This is a genomic window from Leptolyngbya sp. NK1-12 (assembly GCF_032598965.1).
Taxonomy (GTDB): Bacteria; Cyanobacteriota; Cyanobacteriia; order Elainellales; family Elainellaceae; genus Elainella.
On sequence record NZ_CP053586.1, the window covers coordinates 1,382,193 to 1,408,047 of the forward strand.

A 25,855-nucleotide genomic window follows, 5' to 3' on the forward strand; every position below is an offset into this window, starting at 1 on the left:
TTCCTGAAAAATCAATTTAAAATCACCCATAAAATCCCCATCATTCGTCTTCTCAATAAATTTATACTGAATATCTCTATTTGCTTAGTACTACAATCATTTCAGCTTCTAATACGAAAGACGATGTTTATCAATGTAAAACATTATCTTATGTCTATTCTGCAGAAAAATTTACTTAGCAGTATTTGTCTTGCCGGTGCATTTACGCTTGGTACTGCCTTGAACTTAGAAACCAAATCTCAGGTTGTGCCAACGCCCCAAGCTCCGCTGCAGCAGGTACCTAGCTTGGATACGATGCAAGCTCCAGGAGAAGTGCTGACAGAAGTATCGCTCTATTTCGGTTTAGCCAAACCAGGAGGAGTCGTTTCTGAGACCGAATGGCAAGCATTTTTAGCACGTGAAATTACACCCCGCTTTAGAGACGGACTAACCGTTTTAGATGCTTACGGACAGTATCTTGACCATGATGGCACCCTGATTCGAGAAAACACTAAGCTCGTAATTTTGATTTATGCCAACAGTCCAGAAAAGGAAGCAGACGTTCAGGCAATTGTGGATACCTACAAACAAGCCTTTCATCAAGAATCGGTATTGCGAACAAGCAGTCTAATCAAAGCAGCCTTCTAGAAACAGGCTATCAACCTGGCCAGTAATTCCAGGCACCCGACCCCCTATAATAAACGCTAGCCGCTACCTGAACGCTGCCAATGACTGCCAAACCTAAAATTATTGTTCTAGATGATGATCCGACTGGATCGCAAACGGTACATAGCTGCCTGCTGTTGATGAAATGGGATGTGGACACGCTGCGGCTCGGCTTGGCAGATGAATCACCAATCTTCTTTGTTTTGACCAACACTCGAGCCATGACGTCCGAAAATGCCCTGGCCACAGTGCAGGAGGTGTGCCATAACCTGAAGCAGGCGATTGCAGCCACAGGCGTTCAGGATTTTTTAGTTGTGAGTCGCTCTGATTCAACTTTGCGCGGTCACTATCCGGTAGAAACAGACGCAATCGCAGCCGTGTTGGGATCGTTTGATGCCCATTTTCTGACGCCAGCCTTTTTTGAAGGAGGGCGATTTACTCACGATAGCATTCACTACTTAATTGTCAATGGTGTACCTACACCCGTCCACGAAACCGAATTTGCCAACGATTCCGTATTTGGTTACAAACATAGCTACTTGCCCGATTACGTAGAAGAGAAAACCCAAGGCCGAATCAAAGCGAATCAGGTAGAACGGTTTTTGTTACAGGACATTCGTTCAGGCGTACTCGAACGCTTAATGCAGTTGCATGACAACCAGTGCGTCGTAGTAGATGCCGAAACCCAGGCCGATATGGATCGGTTTGCCGCCGATGTACTTCGTGCCACGGCCCGAGGCAAACGATTCTTGTTTCGCAGTGCTGCCAGCCTGTTAACCGCCCTCGCCGCTCTGCCTCCCCAACCGGTTGCCCCCGAAGCAATGGCCAGCTACACCCGCAACAACAAACCAGGCGCGGTGATTGTTGGCTCCCATGTCAAGAAGACAACTGAACAGCTAGAAGAGCTATTGAAAACCGCCGGCACCGTCCCAATTGAGGTCGATGTGGTGCATCTATTAGAAAACTCCGAGGCTCAACGCTCTGAGCTGTTAAACCGCACCCTAGATCAGATTCATCAAGTTCATCAGGCAGGCAAAACTCCAGTGATTTTCACTAGTCGGCAAGAGCTTACTTTTGAAGATGCACAAACGCGGCTGGACTTCGGTGTCGCCATCTCTACGCTGCTAATGGACATTGTGCGCGGGCTGCCCGACGAGATTGGTTTTCTAATCAGCAAAGGCGGCATCACCTCTAATGACACCCTCAGTACCGGCTTGGCTCTCACCGCCGCTCGCCTGCTGGGACAAATTCTGCCCGGTGTCTCGGTTGTGCGGACTCCCGACGATCATCCCCAATTTCCTCGTTTACCAGTGGTGCTATTTCCGGGAAATGTCGGCGATCGCTATGCGTTGGCAGCAGCCTATCAGCGTTTTTTGGCTGCGCCAGCTTGAGGAAAGGGCAGGAGGCAGAAGTTGACTCCTGTCTCCTGTCTCCTGTCTCCTCTCCCAACACTTCCCACCCGTTCAATCCACTTTTTTACTCCAGGCATATAATAAAGCATTTTCAATTTCAGCCGTGGAGCGATATGGTCGATCATCGAACGGTACTCAAGCTGGCGAGGCAGGGAGAGGCGCAGGCAATTGCGCAGTTAATTAATCAAGCCCTAGTGACGAAAGGAATTCAGGTGCGGGCGGTGCGAAAAGCAGACTGTCTGCATGTGCTGCTAGAAGCGAGTCAGCTTCCTGAGCGGCTCACCTATTCGCGGATTGTGTATGCGGCAGTCTTGTGCTTGGGAGCACCATCGATTCAGATTCTCCAGGTCTACGGACGCCAACAGGGAGAGAAATTACCCGCTTGGTCACAGGCTTTTCGCTTAAAGCCGGTGGACGCTGCTGCAAATAGCCAACCAGTTCAGCCCAACCACGCTCCAAAAGCACCCGTAGCAACCCAAACGGCAACCATCCCAGCCAAATCTGCCGATTTAGTAGAGCCAGCCAAACCCCAGCCGGTTGCCTCTGCATCGCCGCCTTCCCGTTCCAAGCTCGTGCCAGTTGCACTGTCTGTTTGTGCGGGTCTGGGTTTTCTTACCGGATTGAGCTACCTGAATGCGATGGAGGAAGCCCAGGAGACCGGAGCAGATAGCGGACCGGATGCTTTGACTACTGCCACCCCCCAGCCCACTTCTACTAGCCCACTGGATAATCCAGCCCTAGCCACGTTTCCTGCCGCCTCGCCACCTTCTGCCGCACCGACCCCATCGTCACTCGCACCGGCTAATTCACCTCCGGCCTCACCGATGGCCTCACCCACTGCCACCCCGGTTGCCGTCACCATCAAAGCCGTGGGGGATATTATTCCCGGCAGTAACTACCCCGGCAAATGGCTGCCCAGCGAACCGGGAGAACAGTTGGCCGCAGAAACAGAAATGCTGTTCGGCAACATCAAACCGTTCTTCAACGAAGCGGATATCTTGTTTGGCAACTTCGAGAGTACCCTGACCGATTATCCCTATCCGGCCAAAGATACGAGCCAGGGCATGACCTTTGCCTTCCGCACGCCACCCGTCTATGCCCAGATGCTGAAGGAATTGGGGTTTGATGTGCTGAGTGTGGCTAATAACCACTCATTCGACTTTGGCGATCAGGGGTTTGCCGACACGATTAACCACATCGAGCAGGCAGGCATGAAGGCAGTTGGCAAGAAAGGGCAAATTGTCTACACCACGGTTAACAACGTCACTGTAGCGTTTATTGGCTTTAGCTATCTGCCCGATCACAACCAGATGCATGATTTGGCGACGGCTGGGACATTGGTGCAAGAGGCGAAAAAACAGGCCCAGATTGTGGTGATTTCAGTCCATGCTGGGGCAGAAGGCTCGGATCAAGTTCACACCAGAGACCAGACCGAATATTTCTTTGGTGAAGACCGAGGCAATTTGGTCCAATTTGCGCGCGGGTTGGTGGACCAAGGTGCAGATCTGATTCTGGGGCATGGTCCCCATGTGCCACGGGCAGTCGAACTGTATCAGGGCAAGCTGATTGCCTACTCGCTTGGTAACTTTGTGGGCTATGAAACTCTTTCGACCGTGGGCACCTTGGGCTACTCGCTGATCCTACAAGCCCAGATGGACGCGAACGGTGATTTTATCGGCGGCAGAATTATTCCAGTAGCCCTGAATGGGCACGGCATCCCCAAACTCGACGATTTCTTTCAGAGCGTGGTCCTAATTCGCAATCTGACCTTGACCGACTTCCCGCAAACCCCGCTCAGGATTGATGATATGGGATATCTCTTGCCAGTCCGCAATTAGGTATACGCTAGGGACAACTCCAGGAGGTTATCATCTTCGAGAGAAGCCCTGTAGATTTCGCTATAATCGACTATCGCACCGCGCTCCAAATTGTCCTGTGATTTCTAGCTCAACTGAATTGATTCCCCCCCTGCTCGCTCAAGCCAATCCGATTTTGGGAGCAGTTTGGATTGACCTTGGGGTTTTGGTTTTAATGCTGACTCTCTCAGCCTTCTTCTCCGGCTCTGAGACGGCAATCACTGCCCTCGACAACCTGAAACTGAGGGCGTTAATCAAAGAGCAAGGCGACCGCAGCGGTATTTTCACATTGGTGTTGGAAAAGCGGGCGCGGTTCATTACCACGCTCCTGATTGGCAATAACCTGGTCAACAATTTCTCGGCGATCTTAACCAGCAATTTGTTTGCCGTGTGGTTTGGTGCCAACGAAGCGGTGGTTTTGATAGCAACCGTGGTCGTAACGATTATCGTGCTGATTTTCGGCGAAATTACGCCCAAGTCACTGGCGATTAACAACATTCTGCCGATCTTTCGAGCAGTGGTGCGTCCGATTTACCTCCTGTCCAGAGTATTGTCCTGGTTTGGCATTACCTATCTCCTAGAGGCGATTGCCCAAGCCGCGATTCGGATCTTTCAAGGTAACGTGGTGCAGCCCGGCGAATCGGTGAAGGATTTGCAGTTGATGATTGAAGTGCTAAGCGGCAAAGGCCAGCTTGACCTCGACAAACGCCAACTTCTGAGCAAAGCCCTCAGCCTTGATCGCCTCACTGCGTATGACGTGGTTAAACCCAGGGTCGAGATGCATACCATCTCCCAGGAGGCGACCCTGCAAGACCTGGTAAACCTCTGTCTGGAAACCGGCTATTCTCGGATTCCGGTCCAGGAAGAGTCGAAAGACGAAATTGTTGGAATTGTGCACCTGAAGCGAGCACTCCAGTCCCTCAACACGCTGCGCCAGCAGGGCTGCGATGGCAATGCTCCTGTTACTGTGGCTATGGATCCACCCGTATTCGTCCCGGAAGTGAAACGAGTGGCTGACCTGCTGAAAGAAATGCTGCAACAGCGGATCCATCTCGCCATTGTGGTGGATGAATATGGCGGCACAGTCGGGCTGATTACCTTAGAAGACATTCTGGAAGAGTTGGTCGGTGATATCTACGACGAGAGCGATCTGCCCACCCGCACCACCTATCCTGGACGAAATCGCTATCTACGTCGCGGCTAGCCTGCTTTCCGAACCTTGCGGCAACTGAGCTAACCAGGGCAGAGGCTCCCGAATTAACTGCCGCGATGGAAATTTATTCAAAAAATCCGCTCACAGCTCTCGCCAGATTCCCAATTAAGTGTGCTATGATTAGCAATCGTGGATGAGGCGGGTCGGTGCCCGAGTGGTTAATGGGGGCGGACTGTAAATCCGCTGGCTACGCCTACGCTGGTTCGAATCCAGCCCGGCCCATCCACGAAATTGCCCGTGTAGCTCAGTGGTAGAGCACACCCTTGGTAAGGGTGAGGCCATGAGTTCAATCCTCATCACGGGCTTTGGCTAAAACATAAGTGCAGTAAGGCTTCTGGCAGTTAGCTCGAAGCCTTATTTAATTAGTACACCCATGAGTAACCTATAACAACCTATGCCACTTGTAGCCGAACCTTGCCCATAGAATTGGCATCCAACTGGTATCCAATTAAAAGGTATGGCTGCAAAACATGGAACGGTCGCAATCAACTCTTTTCCTGTAGCAGATGTTATGCAGCCTGAGATCTGGATAAGTAGGTGGGCGCAATGATTGAGAAGACGCATTTCGACTCTGCTCAATGCGCAACGTTTCGGGAAGCAGAGGGTTGAGCGGAGTCGAGACCCGGCATTGTGAGTATGACAGACTCAGGGAGGGGTCTTATGCAGATTAGGGGAGGGTGGATCCGTCTATAAACAAGTTGGGCTGCTTCAATCCTCGGTTGGGACAGTACAGCAAAGTTATCTGTGGGGGCTTGAGTTCAACCTACTTGTGCAATCACTTGACCAATTTCTTGAGGAGTTGCACCTGTTGCTAACATTGCTCGAATTAACAGTTCAATTGAGACTGAAGCGTCACCATTTTCTGCTTTTGCAATACGAGGTTGGCTTGAGTGTAGTTTATCTGCTAGCTCGGTTTGAGTCATTAACTGTTGCCGTCGTTCTTTTAGATAACGACTAAGTGCAAGTTTAATCTCGATAAGTGTTGTTTCTTCTGGAGTAAGGTCTAGAAATTCTGAAACCGTTCCAACCTTCCAACCCTTCTCTTGTAGTTTTTTCTTCTTAGATTCTTCCATGATTCTAACCATCCAAGTCGTTGTCGTATTTACTGAGTCGTTTTTGGCAGGTATCAATCACACTGGCAGGTGTTGTTCTAGTTGTTTTGTTAAATACCTCAAGAATTAAAATTGCGTCCTCGTCAATACGGTAGATGATTCTCCAGTTCTTTTGTGCGTCTCGAATTCGTAGTTCATGGCAGTGTGCCCCAATGCTGGGCAGCGGCCTTGAGTGAGGCAAGCCCAAATTTTCACCCTACTGCAATCGTCGCAACAACACACCTGTTTCTATACGTGCTTCTTGGCTAAAGGGTGGGGTTTTGACTTCCCCATGAAGCCAAACCAATGGTTTATCTGTTTCGTCCATGCATTATTTATATCATATCTGATATAAATAATGTCAGTTAACGCAGCCCAACAATTGCGGTGCAGCAGATTGAAGGAACTGCTGGTGCCGAGTTCAAGAGGATCGGCAACCGCTGACCGCAATCGTTATGCCGCAAGGCAGTCGATGGAGACAGCAATTGAAGTTGATCTGTCGGTATCTAAAATTAAGTAATTCAAGATAATCTGTGAAGTAAGCTTTCAGGTTACTTGCGGAGCGTCAGAAATGGATGCAACTCCTAATCAAAGATTAGAATATCTTTACAAAGAGTATGTAAGACTTAATGACAAGGCAGAAGACTTGATAAATAGCACTTACGACGATTTCAAGTCACTTGGAGTAGTAGGGGCAGTTATCATTGTCTGGAAACCAATTTCAGAAATCATTTTGCCCACAATTCCAAAGCTGGATTCCAGTCTATTTTTGTTCCTGGGTTTTTTGAGTTTACTTATAATTCTAGGGTTGGTTGCACTATCAAATTTAATCAAACAATCCTATTCATGGTATTTTGTCTATAACTTACAAGCATATGAAGTGGAGATAAAAAAAGAATTAAGGGAGGCAGAAGATTCACGAATTTTTAATTTCAATTTAGGTAAGGGAGAGACAAGATTTATCATAGCGTCATACCGCTTGACATTTAGAACGTTTGTGCTTTCGTTTGCTAGTTTTATTACTTTCGTACCGTTTGTAATTCTTTGTTATTCAAGTGTTTTTTATGCAGTGCTCTATTTGTCGATATCACTTATTGGATTTTTAGCCTATCTGCAAATCTTTAAAAGAGTATTGAAGCAATATTCAAGCAATAAGTTTTTGTTGTGAATTGACTCTAAAACTGACATGACGATTGCAGTGATCGAATTACCAATGGAGAAAATTGCTGAGTTTTGTCACAGATGGCAAGTGAAAGAATTCGCTCTGTTTGGCTCTGTCCTGCGCGACGACTTTCGCCCCGACAGCGACATCGATGTGATGGTGCAATTTCACCCAGATGCTCACCCCACTTTCCGTACCCTAGACCAGATAGAAGCAGAACTTAAAACCATTTTCGCTCGAGACAAGGATTGAGAAAGTTAACTGGCAGATTGAAGCGGCACATGAGGAGTTGCAAGTCATTGCTGACAAAAGAGGTCCGCACAGAGTTGACACTACTCACCGCCAAAGCGAATCATGATTTGGGTGGCACGAGGGGCAGACATACGCAATACTTTTGCTTAACTTCAATAGCATAGCCACTTCACGCCTAACTTTTGCTTAACTTCAATCCATCGCAGCAAAAGTTCGCTCCCCTTCCTTCAGCTTTCCTCTAAGGTTTTATACATCAGGCAATATTTCTTATTCTGGTTGGGTTTTAGAGCATTCCTAAGGTAGCTGATCAGCCTTTCAAGCCTGCTTTTCACTATTAAGGTGATTCAATTTGCCGTGCCATCAGATTCAAGTGCCAACATACCAAGTTTATCAAGACAACTATGAATGACTCAGTCAAGCAAGCCGACGAGATTTACGCCGTCGCTAAAGAAGCCTACTTTTATGCCTACCCGATTGTCAGCATGGACGTAACCATGCGCCAAGCGACCAACGTGCCAGACGCAGCCTCGATCAACATGCGCGCGCCGATCAACCAGTTCGCTCATGTACGCAGCTACCCACGGGCAGAAGAGAAGGACGTGGTGCGGTTCAATTTCGACACACTCTACTCCTTTGCTTGGCTCGACCTCTCCCAAGAGCCGGTGATTTTATCAGTTCCCGACACCCAGGGACGGTATTACCTGCTGCCGATGTTAGATATGTGGACAGACGTATTTGCAGTCATCGGTAGCCGTACCACGGGGACAAAGGCTGGCACCTACGCGATCGTGCCGAGGGGTTGGAATGGAACGTTACCAACGGGTGTCACCCAAATCGTAGCCCCAACGCCAACGCTCTGGATTCTCGGTCGCACGCAGACCAATGGCCCCTCTGACTACGCCAACGTCCACAAAATACAAGATGGCTATAAGCTGACTCCCCTTTCAAAGTGGAGTTCTCAGGAGGGCGACTACACGCCACCGACAGACGTGCCGACCGATTCTACGGTCGATAACACCACGCCTCCCTTGGTTCAGGTCAACCAGCTCGATGGCACTGCTATGCTGACCCGACTGGCAGACTTAATGGCGAAGCATCCACCGCACCCCAACGACTACCCCATCCTGTTCCGCCTACGACGAACATTCAGGATTGAACCCGGAAAGCCGTTTGATGCTCAATCGCTCGACCTTGAAACAGTTGAAATAATCAACCGGGCAGCCAAGGACGCGCTCGCAGAGATGCCGGCAGCAATGCGGAAGGCAGGTGCCTTCATTAACGGCTGGAATATCGGCACCGAGAATATGGGCACCTACGGAACGTCCTACAAGCGTCGCGCCTTTGTTGCACTTGGAGGGCTGGGATGTAACCTGCCAGAGGACGCCGTTTACCCGACTGCTTTTGTAGACGGTGAGGGAAATCCCTTAAGCGGGGTGAACAACTACGTGCTGCACTTCGAGCAGGGCAAAACCCCACCTGCAAACGCCTTTTGGTCAATCACGATGTATGACAAGGAAGGATTTCAGGTGCCGAATCCGATCAATCGATTTGCGATCGGCGATCGCGACTCACTCACATTCAATCCTGACGGCTCGCTCGACATCTACGTGCAGGCAGAGTCACCTGGAAAGGACAAGGAATCCAACTGGCTTCCCGCACCCAAAGGGCTATTCGAGCCAACCATGCGACTCTACTCACCGCGCCCAGAAGTTCTGGATCTAACATGGGCACCACCGCCGTTCAAGCAGGTTTAGATTCCCCCTACCCCCCTTAAAAAAGGGGGAACAGAGCCAGAAGTGGTTCGAAGTCCCCTTTTTAAGGCGCTCGCCCACCACGAGCGCTTTCCTGGGGAGTAGCGGAGCCAGAAGTGGTTCGAAGTCCCCCTTTTCAAGGGGGATTTAGGGGGATCAAACCCAAACACTGCAATCAAGATTCAGTTTGTTTTTGATCTGCTGAGGTCAGTTGACCCGGATAAACCGATTGAATTGAACCGATTTTGATTCAGTGAATGACGTTCATGTATCAAATTATTGATTTTTAAGGATAACGCAGAGATGAACATGAAACTCTCAGTTGAGGAAGCCTACGAGATTGCCTGCAATACTTACATCTACGCCTATCCTATGGTGTTGATGCAGGTGACGCAGAATGTCGGGTGTAACGTTGCCGAACCGATTGGCCTGCGTGCGCCAGTCAATCAAATCGCCCACAATCGCGAGTTCCCCGATGCCACCTATACGGACGTGGTGCGACCAAACGCCGATACGCTCTACAGCGCCCTTTCCTTCAATGTCGCCAAAGAGCCGCTGGTCATCAGCATCCCCGACTCTGGCGGACGCTACTACCTGACCCCCTGGCTAGACTGGTGGACTGACATATTCACGGTTCCAGGAAGTCGGACAACGGGCAACGACGCCATCACCTACGCCATTGTCGGCCCAAACTGGCAGGGCATCTTACCCGGCGGGGTGAAAGAGTATCGCAGCCCGACCGCATCGGGATTGTTAATTGGCCGCACGCAGACCAACGGTAAGGCTGACTACGAGGCAGTACGAAAGTTTCAGGACGGCATCAAGGTGGTGCCCCTGAGCGCCTACGGCAGAGCCTACACGCCACCCAAAAACACCGTGAATCCGAATCAGGATATGTCCGCTCCGCCCGACCAGGTAGACAAGATGGATGCCGCAACCTTCTTCGGCCTGTTTGCCGAGCTGATGAAAGACAACCCGCCCCATGCCAACGACTATCCAATGATCGATCGCATGAAGCGGATCGGCATTGAGCCGGGAAAGAGTTTCAAGCTCGCTGATACGCCGCCAGAGGTACAGGAAGCCCTGAACGCCGCTCCAGCCGCCGCCCTCAAACTGATCAAGCAGGTTTGGGCTAACTCCGGCACATTCACAAATGGCTGGCGCACGAACTTGACCGCTATCGGCACCTACGGGACTGACTACCTGCACCGAGCGGGGGTTGCCTACGCGGGGCTGGGAGCAAACGTGATCGAGGATGCCATCTATCCAACCGTATTTAGCGATGGAGAGGGGCAACCGCTGCACAGCGACAACCAGTATGTGTTGCACTTTGAGAAAGACCAAATCCCGCCAGTCCGCGCTTTTTGGTCACTCACCATGTACGATGAGCGCCAGCTTTTTACCGCTAATTCGATCGATCGATATGCAATCGGCGATCGGGACAATCTCACGTTCAATCCTGACGGTTCACTGGATCTGTACATTCAGCGAGAATCGCCTGGAAAGGACAAAGAATCGAACTGGTTGCCAGCTCCGCAGAGTGGTTCCTTCACAATGAATCTGCGCCTCTATTGGCCAAAGGCTGAAGCCCTCAACGGCAGCTGGGCACCGCCAAGCGTGAAGCGGGTGAAATAGGTATTTGACCCATTACTCAAGATATGGAATCTGCGTCTCCCGCTTCTCAAGCGTACAATTTGTGTGTGAAGGAGTGAAGCCTATGTTTTCGTTAATTCTGATGCGTTGTCTGTTCATATCGACTCTTGTAGGTATAGTTGGATTACTCAATCTATCCGCCACTGCGTTTGCATCAACCGATGTTGATGTAGAAACACAAGATGGTCGCGTAGAGTCAAATTTGATAGAAGATTCAGAGAGTTCGTCAACCATCAATTTGCTAACTGTTTCGTTAACTACAGATGAACATGTAGCCGACATTGCCACATTAGGTTCCGCAAATCCACAGAATAATCTTGACCATCACATCTCAGATAGCTCTATCCTATTTCAATTGATTACTGAGTTTACGCCACAGGATACAACAGTTAGATCATCAGATTCAGATCAGTTGAGTCAAGTTACTCCTACAGATCAAACGGCTGAGGAACAAACTGCTGAAGGAAAACCTGTACCAAATAATACGGCATCTGACAACGCATCTGACAACCTATCTGACAACCTCCCTGACAACAATGAGATTGACTCAACTCGCTCAACTGACTTGCTGGGTTCAGGAACCCTTGACCAAATCACCTCCGTGACGCAGCTCTCTGATGTGCAGCCGACGGATTGGGCCTATCAAGCCTTGCAGTCGCTGGTCGAACGCTATGGCTGCATTGTCGGCTATCCAGACCAAACCTATCGCGGACAACGTGCCTTGACTCGGTTTGAATTTGCCGCAGGGGTGAATGCCTGTCTGGATCGGATCAACGAGTTGATAGCCGCCAGCACAGCCGACGCAGCAACCCAAGCAGATTTAGCAACGCTGCAACGCTTACAAGAGGAATTTGCCGCTGAGCTGGCTCAGCTGCGCGGGCGGGTGGATGTCCTGGAAGCTCGTGTTTCTGAACTCGAAGCTAACCAGTTCTCAACTACAACGAAGCTGAGTGGCAATGCGATTTTTGCTGTAGCGGACGTGTTTGGAGAAAATGACAGCAATCAAACCGTCTTTCAACACCGCGAAAACATCAGCTTGACGACCAGCTTTACAGGTCGAGATCTGCTCCTTATAAGCTTGTTTGCCGGCAATGCTCCGGTTGGCAATTTGAATGCAGACCCTCCCTACACGGGCACCTTTGATCTACCAGGAATTGAGATCAGCGGTACGGTAGGAGGTGTCAATCGGACGATTACAGGTACTACAGCAGAAGGAACATTGTCTTCTACGTTTGGGGCAACAACGGGCGATACACTGCAAGCCCTCACCCTCGCCTATAGTTTTCCAGTGGGCGAGCGGTTAAACATTGCAGTTGCTCAGACTCTATCGCCGTTTCAGCTCTATGCTCCAACTCTGAACCCTTACCTAAGCGACTTTGAAAGCGGCACCGGAGCCATCAGCATCTTTGGCGAAAACAATCCCATCTATGCCCTCTCTGGGGGTGGCACGGGCGTGATTCTCAACTATGCGCTGACGGATTCTCTCACCCTCACCGCCGGATATCTTGCTGATGGCTTAGCAGTAGGCAATCCAGCTCCAGGTAATGGTCTGTTTAATGGTGGCTATGGCGTGTTGGGACAACTCACCTGGAGGGTGACAGACAACTTCTCAATTGCAGGCGTATATACCAATGACTATGCGCCCTCTGGACGCTTCGGCTTCAATTACAACGGTGTGGGTGTGACCGGAACGGCAGTTGCAAATACGTTGGCAGGTCAAGATCTGCTCGGGACTCGCATTGCGGAACAGCGAATTGGCGCCATTGATCAATCTCCAGTCATTACCAATGGCTATGGCGTGCAGTTCAACTGGCAATCCAGCTCAAGATTCTCGATCAGCGGCTGGTTTAGCACGTTCTATCCGCGTTTGATTGGCGAAGGCGACGGTAATATTCTCACCTATGCGCTAACCTTTGCCTTTCCTGATTTGGGGCAGCGGGGCAATCTGCTGGGACTCGTCGTGGGAGCAGAACCCTATTTAACCGAGATAGGGGGTAATCCGCAGGAGTTTGATGTGGATGTGCCGCTACACATTGAAGCCTTTTATCGCCACCGCTTAAACGACAACATTTTCATTACGCCTGGGATAATTTGGCTAACGGCTCCGAATCAAAGCAACGATAATCCTGATGCCGTAATTGCCACGCTCAGAACCACGTTTCTGTTCTAGCAGGGGCTGAGGAGAGAGTGCAACCTTGAAATTATGCAAATTGAATAATCTAGATATTTGCCTTGGAAAGAAGAAATCGTGAAAAGAATTTTTGCGGCATCAGATGCCATTACAAGGGGATTTGTCGATGACGTTGTTGATATTGTCGATGATGTTGCTGATATTGTAAACGATATTGATAATAGCATTGATGATATCGAAGATGACATTGAGAGTATTGGCGATACGTTTGATGACGACGACGATGGCAATGGCGACAATAATAGCGGCAACAAGAACAAGCTAAAGGGAACCAAAAAAGACGATCAGATTGAGGGCAACAATAAGAACAACAATCTCAAGGGACTGCAAGGCGATGACGAAATCGATGGTCGGAATGGCAACGACTCGCTGTTTGGCGGCAGCGGTGATGATACGCTAACGGGCAATAATGGCAACGACCGACTGGTGGGTGAAGGCGGCAAAGATACCTTGGCAGGAGATGACGGCAACGACCGGCTAGAAGGCGGCGGTGGAGATGATGTCCTGTTTGGCGGTAGGGGCAACGACTCGCTCGACGGCGGGGATGGTAAAGACATTCTCTTCGGCGGCAAAAAGGGTAACGATACGCTGTTTGGAGCAGGCGGTAAGGATATCTTTGCAACGAAGCGCCAGTCCGGATTAGACACGGTGGTTGATTATCTGGATGGCTTTGACCGGATTGGTTTGGCGAAAGGCTTGCAGTTCAATCAGCTTGACTTTACACAGCAAGCAGGCGGCGTGTTGATTAGTGCAGGATCTGATCAGCTTTTGTTGGTTAACAATGCACTGGTGAGTCAATTCAAAAAGAATGACTTCGTGAACGAAAGATAGTAAACAAATTGACCGAAAACCTGTGATGAAACTTGGTTCAACTATCACCTATGACACAAGTTCCCCAACGTAGAAATAGGCTGTACTGGCTGGTTGTCCTCGCCCTGGTATTTATGATCATGGGTGCTAAAGGCATAAGTACTAAAGACAGTAGTTCGACGGTTCAAATCACACCAACTGAGCCAACAGCAGCCGTTGTAGCCCAATCTCCAGAGACACCCCTGCCGCCCAGCACTCCTTCAACGACACCCCAGCCCGTTGTCACGGATTGGCGAAAAGTTGCCGATGCCATTGCCACTGCGCCAACGACCAACAAAGCGACCGCCTTTAATTTATTTATTATCTTTTTTGTAACGCTGGGGCCGCTCAAGATCATTCCTGCATTCGTGCAGCTTACGGCTCAAGCTGATTCATCCTTGCGGCGACAAATGGCGTTTCGTAGCACTCTGCTCGCTACAACAGTAATTTTATTTGTGGCGATCATTGGTCAAAATATGGTGCGGGTCTGGCGGGTGCAACTTCCTGCCCTGATGCTTGCTGCTGGAATTCTGCTGTTCCTGGTTTCGTTGAACATGGTGATGACCCAATACGGAGCAATCATGGGAGCTAAACCCGCTGCCTTAAAATCCTTTCCTGATCCTCCGTCTCTTGAAGCCGTTGTTTCGCCGCTGACGTTCCCGACCATTTTGCCCCCCTTCGGCATTGCGATTGCCCTGACGATCGTGGTGGGTGTCAGTCAGCTTGGTCTCGACACAACCCCTGTCTTGGGGCTGCTGCTGTTGGTCATGCTGCTCAACCTGCTGGGGATGCTGGCAGCACGACCGATTCTAGGCTTCCTCAGACCTGTCACCCTACAAGTGCTGGGGTTTGCCCTAGCTGTGATGCAGTTGGCTCTGGGCATTGAATTTATCCTCTCTGGGATTGAACTTCAGGCTCTGGTAATTCAGCGGATGATGGCGCTGTAGGTAGCGACTACTCCTCTACGCTCGATCGCTGCTCGTTGATGCCCTGACGAAACGCTTTTGCGGCTGCCAATGGATTGGGATTCAGCACACATTGAGTCAGCAAATTCATATCTAAATCGGGCAAGAGTTCACTGCGGGTAATGGCTTCGTACCCAAAGCTATCCTTAAACTGAGTCGCATCTTCGCGCCAATGGTAGATGGAGAACTGGTTATTTTGCCAAAACCACACTTCCCGGACTCCCAGGCGACGAAAACGCTCCAAACGGTTGATTCCCCCGCTGGTTACGACCACTTCAATCACCAGATCGGGCATCTCTTTGTCAGTGCCAATGCAGTAGCTCTCATCGGGTTCCGCACCGACTTGTTGTTCTGCATTGCGAAACGTGGTGGAGCCAGTGGGGAAATACTCGGTGTCTGTTTCTAAAAAGTACATTTCCAGCAATGTGCCAATGCGAGATTTTCCAGTTTCGTGCCGACGACTCGGTGCCACAATTTCTAACACTCCATCCAGATAATTCACCCGATAAGCCAGACTATCCCCTAATTCAAGCAGCAACGCCTCGTACTGCGCCCAGGTGACGTTGGCAATGATGCGTCGCTCTTCCGGATCATCCAACTTCAACCGTCTCGATAAGTCATCTAGCAGAACCATAAGCGATCGGCTTCTCTTTGAACTCGCTCTACAGACATTGTAAACAACGATAACGACCTATTCACGCACTCGGAGAGCCAGTCCTTTTCGGGGAGACGGGCTTTTTGGGTTTGAGTCTGGTACTATACTGATGACTAGTTCTGGCTGCGATATGGTTCTTTCATACGACGATATTGGGATGGCACAAGGTGCTGCCCTGTTATTCCACGCGATGATTAACGGTTTCCTGATGGCATTCTTCATATCAAACTGATTCAAAATAAAACTTTATGAAGGCTATGGAAGCGCGATCGATCAAACGACATCGTGGATACGTTCTCAGCGAGGCAGGTAGACATAAGCTTCAGATGCAATTGTCGCAGTTAGAGTCTCACAAGGGCTACAAATTTACGCTGCAGGTTCTGGCGCGGCAAACTCAATTGGTTGAACCGCAAGGATTACACTCTACGACGATTAAAAAGATTGTTGAGCATCAAATCGGGGTGGACGAGCGATCGATCAAAACTTTGTTTCAGGCATTGGAACTTGAACTAGAGCCTCAAGACTATCACCCCGCAACTCAGCAGGAAAGTTTGGTTAAGCTGGTGGGTGAGCGCGATGAACCAAACGCGATTGAGTTAGAACCGAGTCAATCTCCTGATTTTCCGGGCGGTCCGGTGCCGCTGAATTCTCCCTACTATATTGAACAACCCGTTCTGCAAGCGCGAGCCTGTTCTGAGATTAGCCGGCCGGGGGGCTTAATTCGAGTCAAAGCGCCCCGAAAGATGGGAAAAAGTTCGTTTACGCTGCGGTTGCTGCATCATGCGACATCGCTCGGCTACCGTGTGCTTCAGGTGGATCTCAAGCAGGCAGATGAAACGGTGTTTTCTAGCATCGATCGCTTCCTCCGCTGGTTTTTCACCACCCTGAGTTATCAACTCGATCGTCCCTCTACCTTAGACGACTACTGGAACGAGCAAGCCGGGAGCAAGGTTAGCAGTACGATCTATCTGCAACAGGTTTTACTGAAGGACGCTGCTGCGCCGATCGTCCTAATGTTGAATGAGATTAATCGTGTGTTTGAATATCTGGTTATTTTTCGTGAGTTCTTGCCGTTATTGCGTTCCTGGTATGAAGAAGCCAAGAGTGGTTCAACGCTACAGAAACTGCGATTTATCCTCAGCTATTCCACCGAAATATACGTGCCTCTGAATCTGAATCAATCTCCCTTCAATGTGGGCTTACCGATAAATTTACCTGATTTAACCGCAGAAGAGGTTCAAGTTCTCGCTCATGCTTATGATCTTTCCAGTGAGGTTGTGCCTCCCTTAATGGAGTTAGTAGGTGGTCATCCTTATTTAATTCAACTTTCACTCTATTATCTTTGGAGTGGCCAATCGACGTTTCCCGAGCTATTAAAAAAAGCATCTACGCCCGTTGGTATTTATGCCAATCATTTGAATCAATGCTTAGTTCATTTACAAAGTGAAGCCAGGTTAGCAGAGGCATTTCAGCAAGTGGTGCAAGCAGACGCAGGCGTAGACTTAGAGCTAGAAGTCGCCCGCAAGTTAGAAAGCCTAGGCTTAATTAAATTTGACGATGTTTGTCTCGCTAAACCATCTTGTGCGTTGTATCAACGGTTTTTTGCTACCCTGCTCATTTAGCAGTACTTCATGCAATAGTTTCAAGTATAAAGAAAACAGTGGTGAACGCAAGTTACAGCCGTTTTCATCTTGGTAAACCACAGGGTAGAGGTGAACGGTCGTTCGCCCCTACTGAGGTTTGTGGTGTATGAATGTGAAAATGGCTGTAAGATATTTTCATTATATAGACTGAAATATCGCTACTTTATTGTGCTTAGGAAGTATACATATGCGATTTCGCTATTCGATCATTTTAGGGACTCTGTTACTGCTGTTAATCGGCTTCATTACACAAATGGGATTTGCTCAGGATCAGTTACCTTCTGAAAATCAAAGTCAGGAATCCACCAGCGTCTTGTTTGAGAATGTGCGAATCTTTGACGGAACTTCTGAACAACTGTCTGCACCGTCTAATGTGTTAGTCGTTGGCAACAAGATTCAAACCATTTCTACTGCGTCGATTTCTGCACCTACAGAAGGTCGTGTCAGCCGGATTAACGGTGAGGAACGGGTGCTGATGCCGGGGCTGATCGATGCCCATACCCACCTGTATTGGGAAAATATCCCAATTGAAACACTCGCTTCTCCCAACACACCTGTGGAAACCCTCGACAAGGCAGTGGAAACCACCGCGAAAAATGTGCTGCTGCGCGGGTTCACCAGTGTTCGTGATATGGCAGGGCCAGTCTTTAGGGTGAAAAAGGCGATCGACGCAGGAAAGGTGGTAGGCCCTCGGATCTATCCGTCTGGAGCAATGATTTCCCAGACCAGTGGACACGGTGACTTCCGCGAACTCTCAGAGTTGCCCAGAACTCCAACAACTCCTCTCAGTCGAGGGGAATTACTGGGAGCAGGTGCTGTTGCCGATGGAGTCGATGAAGTCCTCCGCCGTACTCGTGAGCAACTGATGCAGGGTGCCAGCCAGATCAAGGTATCCGCAGGAGGGGGTGTGGCATCGGACTTTGACCCGCTAGATGTGAGTCAGTACACAGAGTCCGAATTACACGCTGCTGTTGAAGCCGCTGCCAGTTGGAATACCTACGTGACGGTTCATGCCTATACTCCCACTGCCATTCAGCTTGCAATCCAAGCAGGAGTCAAGGCGATCGAACATGGTCATCTCATGGACGACAAGACAGCCAGATTGATGGCTGAAAAGGGGATTTGGCTATCGATACAGCCATTTTTAGATGACGAAGATGCGATTCCTGTACCGGAAGCAAATCGCAGCAAACAAGTGCAATTATTCCAGGGTACCGATACCGCTTATGCCTTGGCTAAGCAATACAATCTCAAGACCGCTTGGGGCACAGATACACAGTTCGATGCGAGACTGGCAACCCGACAGGGCGCACAGTTGGCCAAAATGGTGCGCTGGTACACACCTGCCCAAGTGCTGAGAATGGCAACGAGTACCAATGCTGAGTTACTGGCATTGTCTGGCCCCCGCAATCCCTATCCTGGTGAATTGGGTGTGGTTAAAGAAGGGGCGCTTGCTGATTTGCTGCTGGTGGACGGTAATCCGCTGGAGAACATTCAGTTGATCGAGGATCCGGCAAAGAACTTTGTGGTGATCATGAAAGACGGAAAGATTTACCAGAATCTGCTCGGTTGATTGCAGCGAATCGTAGATTCATCGGATCGATTCTTGGGTTGTGCCATAGACGGTATGTCATTGACTCAGCATTCTGATAATTTCGTCATTGAGTTCTCGAAAAACATATCGTGGACTCACCTCATCCAGCATTTCAACAATCCGCTTTGTCTGTGCCAGCGTAAGCTCTCTGTTGCCCGTCAACGACTCCAGCTTGACTCTGATCACATACTCTCGGATCTCGTCCACAGAGGCTCGGTTGGCAACCATATCGGCAACGATTTTGCTCGACTTCGCAAACTGAATAAAATCTTTATTCAAGAGTTGGTAGGACAATTCACCCTTTTTGTTAGTGTAGGCTTTGACGATAGCCTCGTACTCGGCACTATTCACAATAGCCAGTTCTTCCGGCGACTCTTCGTCCGGATCCACGGCTTCTTGATTACCACTGAGTTTTACGGCTCCCCGTCGAGAATAGGGCATACCAGATGTCAGTTCGATCGCCTCCTGAAAAGCTGCGATCGGAAACGTTTCAAGATTGGTATTTGCTGACGGTTCAGGGGTGCCTGTCCGTCTATTGACTGAGGCTAGCCCAGGTTGAGACGTGTCATAGCGCAAAATTACAACCCCTGGTTTTCCATCCTTGAGCTTCTGGCGATACGCCGCAGCCTCTATGGTAGACAACTCAACTATTTTTGTTCTAATCACGATCGCACCTTATGAAAATGGTCTGAAAGCTGATTGTTTCAGCCTTCATAATATCAAGGAACCTCCGCTGGACGCACATATCCCTCAAAGCGGTAAATGATTACCGTTATGCCATCTCTGCCATCTCTGCTGCTCAACCGATAGGACCCTAGCATAAACTTCCCAACAATCAGTGTATACGATTGCACATTACCGGTAAAGTCAAATCAGCCCTTCTCACCCTGCTCCAGACACTGAACTGACCGCTGAGTTGGCGGGCGATCGGCTCTTGGGTTCAGGCGGCTATAATCGTTTTGTGGGCGGCTACCAGACGGAGGGCGATCAACTGAGCATTGAACCCCTTGCCTCTACTAAGATGGCTTGTGAGGAAACTGACTCTTTTAGAGGATGTTTTAAAAGTATCAAACGTGTTGTATTGCCCCCCAACCCCCCACCCATGGGGGACTTCCGATCCCGTAGTTCTAGTTCAAAGTCCCCCATTGATGGGGGATGTAGGGGGCGGTTCGGGTTGCATCGGTGACTTTTCAAACACCCTCTTAGAAATAGATAGAAATAGAACTTTCCCATTTAATACTTCCCAGGTGGTCGAATGACAACCTATCAGTCATATCAATACTGTGTGGGCGGCAGTCTGTCTGTCGATGAGCCGACCTATGTGGTGCGTCAAGCGGATGCTGAATTGTTTGAGGCATTGATGGCAGGAACGTTCTGCTATGTGTTCAATTCTCGTCAGATGGGGAAGTCTTCGTTACTGTTTCGAGTTCGTCGCCTGTTGGCAGAGCAGGGAGTTCGGGGTGCTTTTCTCGACATGACGAGAATTGGCAGCGAAACGGTTTCAATCAGCCAGTGGTATGGGGGCATTATTTCAGAGCTATGGCGCAGTTTTGAGTTGGAGGTCAATCTCCAATCCTGGTGGCAACAAGTCAACCATCTCTCCCCGATTCAGCAGCTCAGCCAGTTCATTGATGATCTGTTGCTGCCTGCCTTTCCTGATCAGCGCTTGGTGATTTTCATTGATGAGATTGATAGCGTTCTCAGTCTCAGTTTTCCGGTGAATGATTTTTTTGCCTTCATCCGCTCTTGCTATACCCAGCGATCGGCCAATCCAGCTTACCAGCGTTTAACCTTTGCGCTATTTGGCGTGGCGACTCCGATTGACTTGATGCAAGACCGCCAGCGCACCCCCTTTAACATTGGTCAGGCGATCGAGCTACATGGGTTTCAGGCCAGTGAAGTTGAGCCGTTGGTGCAAGGATTGGTGGGAATGGTTGACGATCCGCAAGCGGCCCTCGATCGGATATTAGACTGGACCAACGGACAGCCCTTTTTGATGCAGAAACTGTGTCAGTTAATCGTCGAGCATCAGTACAGCAAACGGTCAACACAGAATGCAAAACCCATTACTAGCACTGATCTGGTGGATCAATTGGTGCAATCCCGGATTATTCACAACTGGAAAACGCAAGATGATCCTGAACATTTCCGCACGATTCGCGATCGAATTCAGCGTGACGATCAACGCGCTGCCAGAATGCTATCTACCTATCAGCAGATTTTGCAATCTAGTCCTTCAGCCTTGAAAGAACAACGGGTCAAATCTGAGCGGGTAAAAGTATCTGAGCGGGTAAAAGTAGATGATAGCCGTGAGCAGATTGAGTTGCTTCTGTCGGGGTTGGTCGTGCAATCGCAAGGATATCTGCAAGTCCGGTGTCCCATTTACGAAAAGATTTTCAATTTAACCTGGATTGAGCAACAGCTTGCCGCCCTACGCCCCTACTCAGAAGGATTTAACGCCTGGACGGCCTCACAGCAGAAAGACCACTCCCGTTTGTTACGAGGACAATCCTTGAGGGGTGCGCTGGCATGGGCAGATGGCAAAAGCTTGAGCGATCTCGACTATCGCTTTCTGGCAGCCAGTCAGGAATTGGAGCAGCAGGAAGCCCGCAGCAAGCTGGAGCAGCGCAATCTGCGACAGCAGAACCTGATTCTGTCGTTAGTTAGTGTCGGCTTGCTGATTTCTACAGGGTTGGGGTTAGCCATCTTTGCCCAATATCGTCAGGCGCTAGAGCGGGAACAGCAGCTACGTGCCAGCGAGATTCAAGCCCTTGCCTCCTCCTCGGAAGCGTTCTTTGCCTCTGGGCGACGGTTGGATGCGCTGGTGCAGGCTATCAAAGCGCAGATTGGATTGCAAGCGCTGAAACAGAACGATCGAACAGCCGATCGACAAGGGAAACTTGCCTCAAATGTCACTCAAACCGAATCGCAGTCCCCCAACCCAAATGAAACACTCCGTCAGCAAGTCAAGCTAACCTTGCAGCAAGCGGTTTATGGGGCGATCGAATCAAATCGGATATCGGGGTTTAAGGGAGGCGTGAACAGTATTGCCGTCAGTCCCAATGGTGCTCATATCGCCACAGCCAGCCTCGACGGCAGCGTGCAGCTTTGGAGACCCGATGGTTCCCTTCTATCCACTATGCAAGGACACAAAGATCGTGCCTGGAGTGTTACCTTCAGTCCTGACAGTTCGACGTTGATGTCGGCGGGAGGAGATGGGAAAATAAACCTCTGGGATCTAAACGGAAGATTGTTGAAGACGCTAGAAGGGCATCCACTGGGTGTGTGGCGAGCAATTTTTAGCCCGGATGGATCACTGATTGCCTCTGCCAGTCCTGACCAGACCGTCAAACTCTGGAAGCGAGATGGGACGTTGTTGAAAACCCTTCCGCATCAGGGTCTTGTGTTTGGTATCGATTTCAGTGCTGATGGTCGATCGTTAGTAACAGGTGCCTACGATAACCAGGTGAGAATTTGGCAAATTGGTAGCCCATCATCTCCCCAGTTTGGCACTCTGTTGAACACCTTAAGCGGGCATGGCACGGGTGTCACCAGTGTGATTCATAGCCCCAGGGGGGATTTAATTGTATCGGCAGAGCAATACGGCACGATAAAACTGTGGCGACCCAATGGCACATTAATCAAAACGATAGAAATCGTTAGCGGGTTTACGAATCTTGCCTTTAATCCTGACGGTGAAACCTTTGTTTCGGTAGATGCGGATGGAATGGTGAAGCTGTGGCGCTACGATGGCTCACTTCTTGCCACCTTTAAGGGACACGATGGTGAAATTCGAGGGGCCGCATTCAGCCCAAATGGTGAAACGATTTTTTCAGGAGGTTTAGATAAAACGGTACGGTTCTGGAAACCTGAAGGAATGCCATTTTTAACTCTCCTGCGTCACCCCACAGAGGTGAGGGCATTAGCAATTAGCCTCGATGGCAAGCTGATCGTGACAGGCACGAGTAGCGGTACAGTTTACCTGTGGGATCAGAAAGGTAAACTCCTGCGTTCCTTGAATGCCCATGAAGCCGTAGTTCAGGACATTGCCTTTAGTCATGATAGTAAAACGTTTGCTACGGCAAGTTGGGATGGCACCATTAAGCGTTGGGATCGCAATGGCACTTTACTCAATCTGTTCCGTGGGACAACGGCTACTCCGGTTGCGAAACGAACGGTTGCCTTTGCTCCGCAACGCGATGCGAATAGCCCCAATGGTGCTTATCTCGCAGCGGGTGATTTCAATGGTGGCAAATTCACAATCTGGAATCAAACTGGAACCCTGGTGAGAACGGTGTCAGCCTGTTCTTCGATTGTAGGCGCAGTCGTATTTAGCCCCGACAGTCGAACGATCGCCACCGGGTGTAACGACAACCAAGTTAAGCTGTGGAGCCTAGACGGTAAATTTCAGAAAGCCTTCAAAGGTCATCAAGGGATTGTGCGGGCGGTTGAATTCAATCCAGATGGAACGCAGCTTGTTTCTGGCTCTGTTGACGGTACTGCTAAACTCTGGCGATCGGACGGTACGTTGTTGACCACCTTTGCTCAGCATACTGCGCCGCTTTGGAGTGTGGCTTACACCCATCATGCCCGCTATGGCGGTAGCTTGAATCCCCTGATTGGTTCTGCATCCGGCGATCGCACAGTCAGACTATGGCAACCAGACGGCCCACTGGTAGCAACCCTCAACGCGCACACCGGAACAGTGAACAAAGTTGCATTCAGTGCAGATGGTCGCAAGGTCTTCTCCGCCAGTGCTGACGGTACTGCGATCATCTGGGATCTCAATACCATTGTTAATTCTGGAAATATGTTGAAGCTCGGCTGTGAATGGATTGCGGGTTATCTGCAAAATAATGCTGATTTACCAGAGGACGATCGAACCCTCTGTGATGCAGCTAACAACTAGAGCGTCGGTACAGAATTAATCTTTGCAGTTTCGAGTTCATCGCATCATGTCTTCCCACCAGCGTAGTAAAGGATGATTTCGGTGTGGCATATAGCGTCCTCTAGTTCGTATGCCAGTAAGTGCAGATTGTAAAATAGCAGAAGAAAGATTCCCTGTCTCTGACCAGTTTTTGACTATTTCTAAAGTTGAGAGAATTTGCAGATGAGGTGCTTCCCTTTGAAAAAAGGAAATCGCTTTCTTATCATCGGTAGCTATCGCCCACTCTCGGTGAACTGCAATTGCACAAGTTGCTGATTCACCATCATCGCCCAGCTCGAAAACATAGTTTACGAATGTTTCCTCCTCCTGATCAGAATTGAAATCTACGATTGAGAGAATCCCCTTTTCAATAGCTGCTTCAAACTGATTTACATCTCCGCTATCCTCGTCCATCAAGCGTTGAAAAGTAAGTAATTCTCTTTCTCTAACGACTTCAGTAACTACAACTTGAGCTGGAATGGACTTTACAATCTCGATTAAATACCCTGAAGCACAGAAGTTCATGACACAACAAGCATCAAGAACTACATGGGAGTGTTTAATTTCCATGACTTATCTCCCAATGCTCTATGCTTGTCGTAAATCCAAATGGGCACTTTCTTCTAGCATCCCGCTTGAATGCTCACGTAATACTTCCGCTATGCGTCTAGCTTCTAGTCGATCAACACCTAGGAAATCTGCAAAGCGTCCTTCAGTGATCAGACCTTGATCCAACGCTTCAATGGCAAGGTGTTGATAATGAATTGGAAGTACATCAGCCCGCTGATCGATTTCTTCTAAACCTAGCTCTTGCTGCACCTTCCTAACCTTCAATCCTCGATCGCGCAAACGATCCCAAGTTCCTGATGGAAGCAGTTCCATATCTTCCAACCGATAAACAAGAGCTTCTATAGACACCCCATAATAATGAGCAAGGGTAAACAAATTGGTTGGAGTAAACTTGCCATGAGTCCGATGCATATCTTTAAATCGGCTCAGTAAGCTACTTGTGGGCATTAGAAAATACTTCGGAAAAGCTTCGGCTAATCGTTCACTCTCTGGAATCCTTTTATATTGCCCGTCAAAATCAACGACAGGCTTTCGTCTATGAGCCAGAAAATGCAAATAGCCATGCGCCATAGACCAACGCCGCCGTTCCTCGTAGTGACCCAAGTTTATTGCCATACAGCCACCAAGCTGTTCATCATAGCTGTAAATTTCTGAATATTTGGCTGGCATATTTAGGTAGAACACTCTAATCCCTACACTCTGCTCTAAGATGTCTCGCAGCATTGGAATTGGGCTATCCCCCAGACCAAGCCGTTGCCGTTCTGCGATCGCAATACTTTCCGCCGCTGCCTCTATCGGCATACTAGCCACGTCATATTCCTGAGGATAGTTACGCGGAATTGGAGCATCCATTATCTTTTCAAGCTCCAAGTAGTTGCGACACAGTTTTTCAAAACGCTCAATAATTGGAGTTATTCTTGCTTCTTCCTGTTCATTTCGCTGATAAGCAGCACGGAACTGAACCTCAAATGGCTCAGTGACAGGACTGGAACGAACGAAATCGCTGACAGCTCGCCCGTAAGCACGAGCTAATTTTATTAATTCATTCGGCTTAAGACGCCGCTCTCCCTTTTCAATCGCAACAATGGTAGTGCGTGCAGCATCAATAACCTTAGCCGCATCAGCTTGGGTCAGCCCACTCTTCTTCCGCGCTTGTTGCAGGAGTTCTCCTAATTTTCGTAAATCAATATTGTCGAGAATGTTGGTAGCCATAGCGTTTCCCTTCCACCCTTACTGAATCGCCATGTTATGGACAATATCTCCATCGGGCATGATAACCTCCGCCTCTCGGAGTTCTTTGATACCCCAAAGCTAACCTACGCATCTGACATTGTCAACTATTTTTTTTGATTTTTCTCATAAATGTCAGATTAGGGTTTTGGTAGATACTCGAATGGCTTTATTTACAGGCAATGTGAAGGGGAGA

General features: G+C 49.3%; 21 protein-coding genes and 2 tRNA genes. 17 read left to right on the plus strand and 6 right to left on the minus strand.

Annotation, left to right across the window (positions count from 1 at the left end):
- Positions 1–150: 150 nt before the first annotated feature.
- From HJG54_RS05480 to HJG54_RS05505, 6 genes are all read left to right on the plus strand, one after another.
- Entirely contained in the window at positions 151–627 is a 477-nt protein-coding gene (locus HJG54_RS05480; RefSeq protein ID WP_316433807.1) for a DUF3574 domain-containing protein, read from the plus strand.
- A gap of 80 nt (positions 628–707) precedes the next feature.
- The gene (locus HJG54_RS05485) at positions 708–2,036 is read left to right on the plus strand and encodes a four-carbon acid sugar kinase family protein (protein ID WP_316433808.1); all 1,329 of its coding nucleotides are present in this window, start codon (positions 708–710) and stop codon (positions 2,034–2,036) included.
- A 134-nt stretch (positions 2,037–2,170) separates the two neighbouring features.
- Positions 2,171–3,895: a CapA family protein gene (locus tag HJG54_RS05490; RefSeq protein ID WP_316433809.1), complete on the plus strand. Its 1,725-nt coding sequence runs from the start codon at positions 2,171–2,173 to the stop codon at positions 3,893–3,895.
- Positions 3,896–3,992: 97 nt separating this feature from the next.
- Positions 3,993–5,117, plus strand: coding sequence for a hemolysin family protein (locus HJG54_RS05495; protein ID WP_316433810.1), 1,125 nt, complete (start codon positions 3,993–3,995; stop codon positions 5,115–5,117).
- A gap of 149 nt (positions 5,118–5,266) precedes the next feature.
- Positions 5,267–5,348, plus strand: a tRNA-Tyr gene (locus HJG54_RS05500).
- Between the two features lie 11 nt (positions 5,349–5,359).
- Positions 5,360–5,431, plus strand: a tRNA-Thr gene (locus HJG54_RS05505).
- Between the two features lie 453 nt (positions 5,432–5,884).
- Here HJG54_RS05505 and HJG54_RS05510 read toward each other — a convergent pair.
- Both HJG54_RS05510 and HJG54_RS35365 read right to left on the minus strand, forming a co-directional pair.
- Complete coding sequence (locus HJG54_RS05510; protein ID WP_316433811.1) at positions 5,885–6,199, minus strand: helix-turn-helix domain-containing protein; 315 nt, start codon at positions 6,197–6,199, stop codon at positions 5,885–5,887.
- Between the two features lie 4 nt (positions 6,200–6,203).
- On the minus strand, positions 6,204–6,425 hold the full coding sequence (locus HJG54_RS35365) for a type II toxin-antitoxin system RelE/ParE family toxin (RefSeq protein ID WP_420717334.1): 222 nt from the start codon (positions 6,423–6,425) through the stop codon (positions 6,204–6,206).
- Positions 6,426–6,788: 363 nt separating this feature from the next.
- Here HJG54_RS35365 and HJG54_RS05515 point away from each other — a divergent pair, with 363 nt between their 5' ends.
- The 7 genes from HJG54_RS05515 (at position 6,789) to HJG54_RS05545 (ending at position 15,022) form a co-directional block, all read left to right on the plus strand.
- Positions 6,789–7,385, plus strand: a complete 597-nt coding sequence (locus HJG54_RS05515; protein WP_316433813.1) for a hypothetical protein — start codon at positions 6,789–6,791, stop codon at positions 7,383–7,385.
- Between the two features lie 18 nt (positions 7,386–7,403).
- Complete coding sequence (locus HJG54_RS05520; protein WP_316433814.1) at positions 7,404–7,631, plus strand: nucleotidyltransferase domain-containing protein; 228 nt, start codon at positions 7,404–7,406, stop codon at positions 7,629–7,631.
- Between the two features lie 482 nt (positions 7,632–8,113).
- Positions 8,114–9,385 (plus strand): DUF1254 domain-containing protein, encoded by a 1,272-nt coding sequence (locus HJG54_RS05525; RefSeq protein ID WP_316433815.1) that lies wholly within the window; start codon positions 8,114–8,116, stop codon positions 9,383–9,385.
- Between the two features lie 306 nt (positions 9,386–9,691).
- Entirely contained in the window at positions 9,692–11,017 is a 1,326-nt protein-coding gene (locus HJG54_RS05530; protein ID WP_316433816.1) for a DUF1254 domain-containing protein, read from the plus strand.
- A gap of 430 nt (positions 11,018–11,447) precedes the next feature.
- Positions 11,448–13,205: an iron uptake porin gene (locus HJG54_RS05535; RefSeq protein WP_316433817.1), complete on the plus strand. Its 1,758-nt coding sequence runs from the start codon at positions 11,448–11,450 to the stop codon at positions 13,203–13,205.
- A 78-nt stretch (positions 13,206–13,283) separates the two neighbouring features.
- A complete protein-coding gene (locus tag HJG54_RS05540) occupies positions 13,284–14,057 on the plus strand; it encodes a calcium-binding protein (protein WP_316433819.1) in 774 nt (257 codons plus the stop codon).
- Between the two features lie 50 nt (positions 14,058–14,107).
- Positions 14,108–15,022 (plus strand): MarC family protein, encoded by a 915-nt coding sequence (locus tag HJG54_RS05545; protein WP_316433820.1) that lies wholly within the window; start codon positions 14,108–14,110, stop codon positions 15,020–15,022.
- 7 nt (positions 15,023–15,029) lie between these two features.
- Here HJG54_RS05545 and HJG54_RS05550 read toward each other — a convergent pair whose 3' ends face one another.
- Complete coding sequence (locus HJG54_RS05550; RefSeq protein WP_316433821.1) at positions 15,030–15,674, minus strand: Uma2 family endonuclease; 645 nt, start codon at positions 15,672–15,674, stop codon at positions 15,030–15,032.
- Positions 15,675–16,021: 347 nt separating this feature from the next.
- Between HJG54_RS05550 and HJG54_RS05555 the strand changes: the two genes are divergently transcribed.
- Positions 16,022–17,317 (plus strand): AAA-like domain-containing protein, encoded by a 1,296-nt coding sequence (locus HJG54_RS05555; RefSeq protein WP_316433822.1) that lies wholly within the window; start codon positions 16,022–16,024, stop codon positions 17,315–17,317.
- Between the two features lie 208 nt (positions 17,318–17,525).
- Entirely contained in the window at positions 17,526–18,911 is a 1,386-nt protein-coding gene (locus tag HJG54_RS05560) for a metal-dependent hydrolase family protein (protein ID WP_316433823.1), read from the plus strand.
- Positions 18,912–18,968: 57 nt separating this feature from the next.
- Here the strand turns inward: HJG54_RS05560 and HJG54_RS05565 are convergent, their stop codons facing one another.
- Positions 18,969–19,598, minus strand: a complete 630-nt coding sequence (locus HJG54_RS05565) for a hypothetical protein (RefSeq protein ID WP_316433824.1) — start codon at positions 19,596–19,598, stop codon at positions 18,969–18,971.
- A 250-nt stretch (positions 19,599–19,848) separates the two neighbouring features.
- On the opposite strand from HJG54_RS05565, the gene HJG54_RS35370 reads away from it, so the two are divergent.
- Both HJG54_RS35370 and HJG54_RS05570 read left to right on the plus strand, forming a co-directional pair.
- Positions 19,849–20,118: an META domain-containing protein gene (locus tag HJG54_RS35370; RefSeq protein WP_420717335.1), complete on the plus strand. Its 270-nt coding sequence runs from the start codon at positions 19,849–19,851 to the stop codon at positions 20,116–20,118.
- A gap of 69 nt (positions 20,119–20,187) precedes the next feature.
- Entirely contained in the window at positions 20,188–23,841 is a 3,654-nt protein-coding gene (locus HJG54_RS05570; RefSeq protein ID WP_316433825.1) for an AAA-like domain-containing protein, read from the plus strand.
- Positions 23,842–23,877: 36 nt separating this feature from the next.
- Here the strand turns inward: HJG54_RS05570 and HJG54_RS05575 are convergent, their stop codons facing one another.
- Both HJG54_RS05575 and HJG54_RS05580 read right to left on the minus strand, forming a co-directional pair.
- Positions 23,878–24,429: a hypothetical protein gene (locus HJG54_RS05575; RefSeq protein WP_316433826.1), complete on the minus strand. Its 552-nt coding sequence runs from the start codon at positions 24,427–24,429 to the stop codon at positions 23,878–23,880.
- 18 nt (positions 24,430–24,447) lie between these two features.
- Positions 24,448–25,641, minus strand: coding sequence for an ImmA/IrrE family metallo-endopeptidase (locus HJG54_RS05580; RefSeq protein ID WP_316433827.1), 1,194 nt, complete (start codon positions 25,639–25,641; stop codon positions 24,448–24,450).
- Between the last annotated feature and the right edge of the window lie 214 nt (positions 25,642–25,855).